The 5738-nt window shown below is 56.0% G+C and carries 8 protein-coding genes; 5 read left to right on the top strand and 3 right to left on the bottom strand.

Annotated features, from left to right (window positions below):
- Positions 1-121: 121 nt before the first annotated feature.
- The 3 genes from Q319_RS0122255 (at position 122) to Q319_RS0122245 (ending at position 2743) form a co-directional block, all read left to right on the top strand.
- Entirely contained in the window at positions 122-913 is a 792-nt protein-coding gene (locus Q319_RS0122255) for a hypothetical protein (protein ID WP_156039545.1), read from the top strand.
- 495 nt (positions 914-1408) lie between these two features.
- On the top strand, positions 1409-2122 hold the full coding sequence (locus Q319_RS0122250; RefSeq protein ID WP_245619445.1) for a hypothetical protein: 714 nt from the start codon (positions 1409-1411) through the stop codon (positions 2120-2122).
- Between the two features lie 3 nt (positions 2123-2125).
- Positions 2126-2743 (top strand): hypothetical protein, encoded by a 618-nt coding sequence (locus Q319_RS0122245; protein ID WP_081846240.1) that lies wholly within the window; start codon positions 2126-2128, stop codon positions 2741-2743.
- A 118-nt stretch (positions 2744-2861) separates the two neighbouring features.
- Here Q319_RS0122245 and Q319_RS0122240 read toward each other — a convergent pair whose 3' ends face one another.
- The 3 genes from Q319_RS0122240 to Q319_RS27625 form a co-directional block, all read right to left on the bottom strand.
- Entirely contained in the window at positions 2862-3260 is a 399-nt protein-coding gene (locus Q319_RS0122240) for a hypothetical protein (protein WP_029484594.1), read from the bottom strand.
- A gap of 329 nt (positions 3261-3589) precedes the next feature.
- Positions 3590-3937 carry a hypothetical protein gene (locus Q319_RS27630; protein WP_156039543.1) on the bottom strand — a complete coding sequence of 116 codons (348 nt, stop codon included), beginning with the start codon at positions 3935-3937 and terminating at the stop codon, positions 3590-3592.
- Position 3938: 1 nt separating this feature from the next.
- Positions 3939-4385, bottom strand: a complete 447-nt coding sequence (locus tag Q319_RS27625) for a hypothetical protein (RefSeq protein ID WP_156039542.1) — start codon at positions 4383-4385, stop codon at positions 3939-3941.
- Between the two features lie 273 nt (positions 4386-4658).
- Here Q319_RS27625 and Q319_RS25935 point away from each other — a divergent pair, with 273 nt between their 5' ends.
- Positions 4659-5228 (top strand): hypothetical protein, encoded by a 570-nt coding sequence (locus Q319_RS25935; protein WP_029484593.1) that lies wholly within the window; start codon positions 4659-4661, stop codon positions 5226-5228.
- 325 nt (positions 5229-5553) lie between these two features.
- Positions 5554-5738, top strand: a 185-nt coding sequence (locus Q319_RS25075; protein ID WP_034416390.1) for a hypothetical protein, incomplete at its 3' end; no start/stop codon positions are given.

Genomic DNA, 5738 nt, shown 5'->3' with positions numbered 1-5738 from the left:
TTTCTCTTGCCTAATGTCAATTAGAGAAGAAAGCACTTGCCAGATTTGCCGAAGTACACGTCTCACAAGCTCTAACCCAACTTCTATAGTAAAGCTACCTATGAATCCTACACTGCTCAGTGTGCTGCTTGCGCTTTTTGTCGTCTCTGCTTGTGACCGCACCCCCGCACTCCAAGACATAGTGCCAAGCCCAATGGGCGGCCAGTGGATGACCGGCACGCTCGCCGTTGACAACACCGAATCACCAGGTGCGGCCAGCGACGTGTTTGTCGGGCGGACGCTGACTCTGGAAGTCGGCATTCGTGGTTGGAACGAGAATCTCGCGTCCACGGCGTCCTTTGGCTTTGATACCCAACCCGTCTCGCGCACGATTGTGGATGCCAAACATCGGTATTCCCTAGCGTTGCCTGCTCAGGTGCCCGCAACGTTCTTGGCTCCTGTCACTGGTTTCTGGACTACTACGTCGGTGATTAATGGGATATGTACAGGCCAGATAGCGCAGTACAGCGACCCGGCCATGAAGCTAGGGATGGGGACGTTGCGTGTGCGGCCTAGTGGCTCATTGGTCCGAACAGTTGATGTGGCGTTGCTGACGGATTGGCGTTCGCAGGTACCCATCATTGATGTTGTCACGCAAGGACTGGTATACGCGGATCGGGCAGGCAGCGTGAATGTGCAGTACGACTGCCGCGTGGAGTACGCGCCTACCGAGGGGTTTTACTTCAGGACGAAGTCAGATACGAAGCTCTCCTTGCAGGCCGGTTGGAACGTTCTGGTCCGGCATGGCGTCGAAGATGGCAACACGGACCCGAAGGGAGGAATGTACACCTACGAACTGCGTTCCCGCCCGGTAGCGGCTACAGGAGAGGCGCTGGCCTATCAAATGGACTCGGTCTTTTTCGACGCCCACTAACTGGGGTCATCTCAAGATCTGTGCGCGCTACTACGCTAAGGGGATAGGTGGTGGCACTGGTCATGCGTTCACCCTTAGCTTTGATGGCCCCCATATTTTGCTGATGGCTTGACGGAGTGTTTGGGGTTCTGCATGGGTCATGCCCGCATTTTTGTCACGCTCTTGTCCTGAAACCAGTGCAGCGTGTCAGGGTGTGGGGGTAGCAGATGTCAACTCTGAAGGTCACTCATAATCGATATGCCTTGGCCCAAGCGGAGCAACGTTTCCCCCCTCAATTCCCGCCTGCATCCCCACCCCGTTTTTACCTCTTATCGTCGTATGGGGGAAAGTAAGCAAGATAAGTTCCCCTTCCGACTTCTCCGAAGTCGTCGCTGAACACTCGCCTATACAACGATTCTGGAGTCGGATAGAATCAAAGACGAAAAGCACTTTGCTCGAATCCAGGAGGAAAACACTGTGCCACCACGCAAAAAACAGTCGGATACAACCGCGAACGTGACGACGACGAGCGGAGGCCGCAAAGTGTCGGTGGTGCTGCCCGCCGAGCTGGCCGAACGGGTCGAACGCCTGGCCGACGTGCGCGGTGATCGGCTCACGACAACGGTGGTCCGGCTGGTGGAGGCCGGGGAGCGACAGGCCCACGAAGCGATCCGCGAGGATGCCCTGTCCTCCCTGCGAACCGAACTGCTGGAGATGGTGGAAGGACTGGGGGTCCAGACCCGCAACGAGGTCAAGGCCCAGGGCCACCGGCTCTCGCACCTCCTGGCCCGCACCGCCCTGGAGAGCATGGCCGGACGGCTGACGGCAGGCCATGCCCTGTACAAGCTCTACGGCAGCGATCACGACACGGCCAAGCAGCTCTACGGCAGCGCTTGGAATCAGGCCGTCGAGAAGTTGAAGACCCCCACCCCTGGAGTGCGGGCCACCCTGAACGAGATCAGCGAAGGTGCAGGGGCGCAGGAACCGGCGGCGCTGGTGGGTCTTGCTGAGGCCACCCGCCAACTCCAGCAGGGTTTGAAGGTGGTGAGCGCCCTGGTGGGGCGGGTGGAGGCCCTGGAAGCTCAGGAGAAACTGACCCAGGGCAGCATGGGAGAGCTGACGGGCAGCATTCATAAACTGACCGTCCAACTGCTGACCGCCATCACCCATCTGCAAGATGCCCAGGAGGAGGCCAGCAAACCCCGTGGGATGTTCGGCGGGCGGAAGTAGGTCATGTCAGGAGCAGGAACCAGATCCATCTCGGTGGTCAAGGCCAGCTACACCCGCAGCGCCAGCCAGGCGAAGGGATCGGTGCGCTACATGCAGCACCGCCAAGACGATTTAGGCGAGCGCCAGACCCGCCCGCTGTTCGATAGGGACAGCGAGGTGACACGCCAGGAGGCGTATGACCGTCTGGACCGGGCCGCCGAGAGCGACGGCAAGACCTACTTCTACCGGATCACGCTCAACCCCGGCGAGGGTCACGCGGACCTGGACGAACACGGACGGCAGATATGGGCCGCCGAGCAGATGGCGCGCATCGAGGCCCAGGGCAACACGGTCAAGGACTGGCTGGCGGTGAGCCACACGGACCAGGGCCAGCACGACCACATCCACGTTCTGGCGGCCACCAGTCGGACCTTGCAGAAGGACGAGCTGGCGGACCTGCGAACGTATGGGCGCGAGAGCTACGAACAGCAGCGAGAGCAGCAACGGGAGCTGGGGCTGTATCAGGACCACGGCGACGTGCAGGAGCTGGGCCGCCAACACCAGCACGAGCGCAGCTACGACGAGGACCGCGAGTACCAGCGCCAGCAGCAGCGCGAACGGTCCCACGGTTACGAACGGTGATGGAGAATTTTCCAGAATTCTGGGCGGCTTAGATAGCACCACCGTATGCGGCAGTCCTTCGAGCGCGCTTGAGGGAGTGATACGAGGAATATTCTCACTGGACTCTTTATCGCAAGTTTTAGCTCCACATGGACTGAACGGAGCCGTCCACCTCGAGATATTGCATCGGGTCAAATTGCGTGAAGTCTTCAGTTCCAAACATTGCCTGCCAGATCCGAATATAGAACGCTCGAATTTCATCTTGAGGTCGTGTGAGTGGTAGACCACACGAATCGAAAGCGTAGGCAAGTTCAGTCTCGTCAAACTGAGTTAGGGCGTACCGAAATGTTTCTTTCAAGCGGTGCTGCTGACGTAAAGGAAGTTCTTGGAAGGAGGGTTTGAGACCTTCATTGATGAAACGTTGGAATCCGTCGTTGTTATCGAGGTTGACACTTAGCCACTTATCTTCCTCGGCAGGTACATCACCCCAGAGGTTTGGAAGCCAGTTGCGGTTCACGAGAATAGGTCTCTGCGCCATCTCTACAGCCTGGCATAACTGGGTGTCAGATTAGGCTCCAGACCCTTGCCTTAAGCTGTCAGAAAATACCAAAACCAATCCTAGCCTGACGCTTTTTGGCCTACGATCTGACGTCAGGTTGGGGTGTACTTTAGGCTGACACATCGGAGCTTGACCTTTTCTCGCAATAGCTTGGCAATCTACATTCCATGAACGTCTTGCTTGACAATTTTGCCCATTGACGGACATGTCACATCACAAAGAATCCGCCATACGGCGGACTCTCAAATTAGAAAAATTAGCAAAAAATACGAAAATATGTTTGATGGTCTTAGTGACTAATTAATGATTTAAAGACTTATATAAATATCTTTCCTTAGGTATATTGCCTTAGAAATTAATTGACTCAGATCGCTCATCCATTCGTTAAACTCTATTTCGTCCGAAGATTTCTGCATTAAACGATCAATAATAAGTTTTATTTTATATAAATCAGATGATCTAACTAAATTTAATTCCCACTCATCAATCGAAATATTATAAATCTCTCTAGCAGGATAGAATATACAGTTGAGTACACGATTTCTCAGATTAGTCTTAATTTCAAGATATCCTACTTCCGGTTCCTCGCCGTTATTAACCACGTCATACAGCTCAGCCCAATACACAGTACCGCCCCATTGAAAATTCTCATTCATATTAAGGGCAATCAATATTTGAGAAATGGCTTTGGGCCTGCTGCTGTGCGGGTGTCATGGAAACTTTGACTGTCTTGCCATTAGGTCTAGTTACTGTGGATTTATCAGACAGAGGTTGTCCCAGTTCGTCCAAATACGAGGGGGTCAATCCTTTCGCAGCACCTGGATGGGTGAGATCTTGAACTCTAAAATATTTTCCTGCAGGATCATATATAACAGCACGGGTACCATCTTGGCTAAAATATAACATCTTACTTCCTTTAGGATTTGGTATTCCAGCTTTAGGATCAGCCCCAACTGCCGCAATAGCATCTTTCAAAGAAGCAGGTTTCCACTGAGGTCCATACAGTGCGGCGGCTGGAGCACCGCCTCCACCAGCATTATGAACCAGCCAGCCACCCTGTCCTACGTAAAAAGTATGGGCTTCACTGACCGTGAGATTGAACATCTCCTGGTAGGTGGAGTGACCAGCCTGGTCTGCCCCAGTCCTAACCGAAGTTAGCTCTGGGGTCTGACTTCCAGTAATTGGCCTTACCAGAAAGGATCTGGGATGACGCAGTCAAGGCGGCGTCGCTTGCACGGAGAGGCAACACCACCTCGATCAGAGAAACAGCTTTTCACTGTCCAGGGCGCATCTTTTGGGGGGCGCTCTAGGCGATCACGCGCCCCCAGCGACTGGGTGGTGCAGCGCCCCCATCGCCCCCCCTGTAGGCTGCTGAGCATGACCGATGCGCCTCTTGTGCTGACGCCACAGCAAGTGTCCGAGCGGGTGGGGGTAGGTCTCCCCACACTGAGGAAACATGCGGTCACGTTAGAGGCGCTGATGGGTGAGCCGCTGCCCAGAGGTGAACATCTGGAAAGGTTGTGGCCTGAACCGGTGGTGGATCTTCTCAGCAGGGCTATGGGCATGGTTCACCGCCGTGAGGCAGCCAGTGTGGAGGCGGCGCTCCGGGTGCTGCACTCGCCTGCTGCGCCTCCCCTATCGGATGGGCTGGTGTCTGAAATGCTGACCAATCGCGGGGATCTCGCCGAGCTGCTGAGGGAGGCACTGGCCCCAGCACTTGCGCCGATCATGGCCGAGCTGACCAGGAGCCGTGAGGAAACTGCGGCACTTCGCCGCGAGTTGGCACAGGAAGTGGGCGCAGCAGCGGCGGCCAGAGTGGAAGTCGAGTTGATACGTGGACAACTGGCCCGCCTGGAAGTGACCGCCCACGCTGCATTGCCCCCTGCCACAGCGAAGTCGCAGCCGACGGGCTTACGTGGACTGATGATCCGGCTGCTGGGTGGGTAGGATTAGGAGAAAAATCAGCAAAGAGGGTGGTGGTGGACCTTTTCCCTCGCGCTGAGGTTGCGAGTGGGAACGGAAAAAACGGCCCGGAGGCCGCTTTGATTTCTCCAATATAGGGCGGTATCCAGCCCCTGTCAAATGTATGCACTGAGTCTAAAAAGCTGTTGCTAAGTCCCAGATCGCCTTACGGCAGTCCAACAGAGGGCCAACAGAACTCCAACAGATCGCACCCCGCTTGAAGGCGGGGTGCTACTGTGAAGCTCGAAGCGGATCAACAGCGCGTCCAACGCTCTGATCCTGCTATCCCACCCCGAAGGAACCCAGTCGAATGAAAAACCAACAGGGGGACAGCCTGACCCACAGGGTACGGCAGAACGGCCCCGTATTTCCAGTCCTGAATACTATTGATGCCTCTCTCACCCCCAAAAGGGCGAAGGCCACCGCGCAGTTTCTGGCGATGGGCCGCGCCGCCCAGGACCGTCAGGCCGCCGCGCCACCCCTGACGCCTGCCGC

It is taken from the genome of Deinococcus marmoris DSM 12784 (assembly GCF_000701405.1).
Lineage (GTDB): Bacteria > Deinococcota > Deinococci > Deinococcales > Deinococcaceae > Deinococcus > Deinococcus marmoris.
This window is presented reverse-complemented; position numbering and strand designations above follow the sequence as displayed.

Excerpts from the sequence above, each read along its gene's own strand:
- Q319_RS0122245 (WP_081846240.1), top strand. The coding sequence starts at position 2,126 with ATGTCAGGAGCAGGAACCAGATCCATCTCGGTGGTCAAGGCCAGCTAC.
- Q319_RS0122240 (WP_029484594.1), bottom strand. The coding sequence starts at position 3,260 with ATGGCGCAGAGACCTATTCTCGTGAACCGCAACTGGCTTCCAAACCTC.
- Q319_RS27630 (WP_156039543.1), bottom strand. The coding sequence starts at position 3,937 with ATGAATGAGAATTTTCAATGGGGCGGTACTGTGTATTGGGCTGAGCTG.
- Q319_RS27625 (WP_156039542.1), bottom strand. The coding sequence starts at position 4,385 with ATGTTCAATCTCACGGTCAGTGAAGCCCATACTTTTTACGTAGGACAG.
- Q319_RS25935 (WP_029484593.1), top strand. The coding sequence starts at position 4,659 with ATGACCGATGCGCCTCTTGTGCTGACGCCACAGCAAGTGTCCGAGCGG.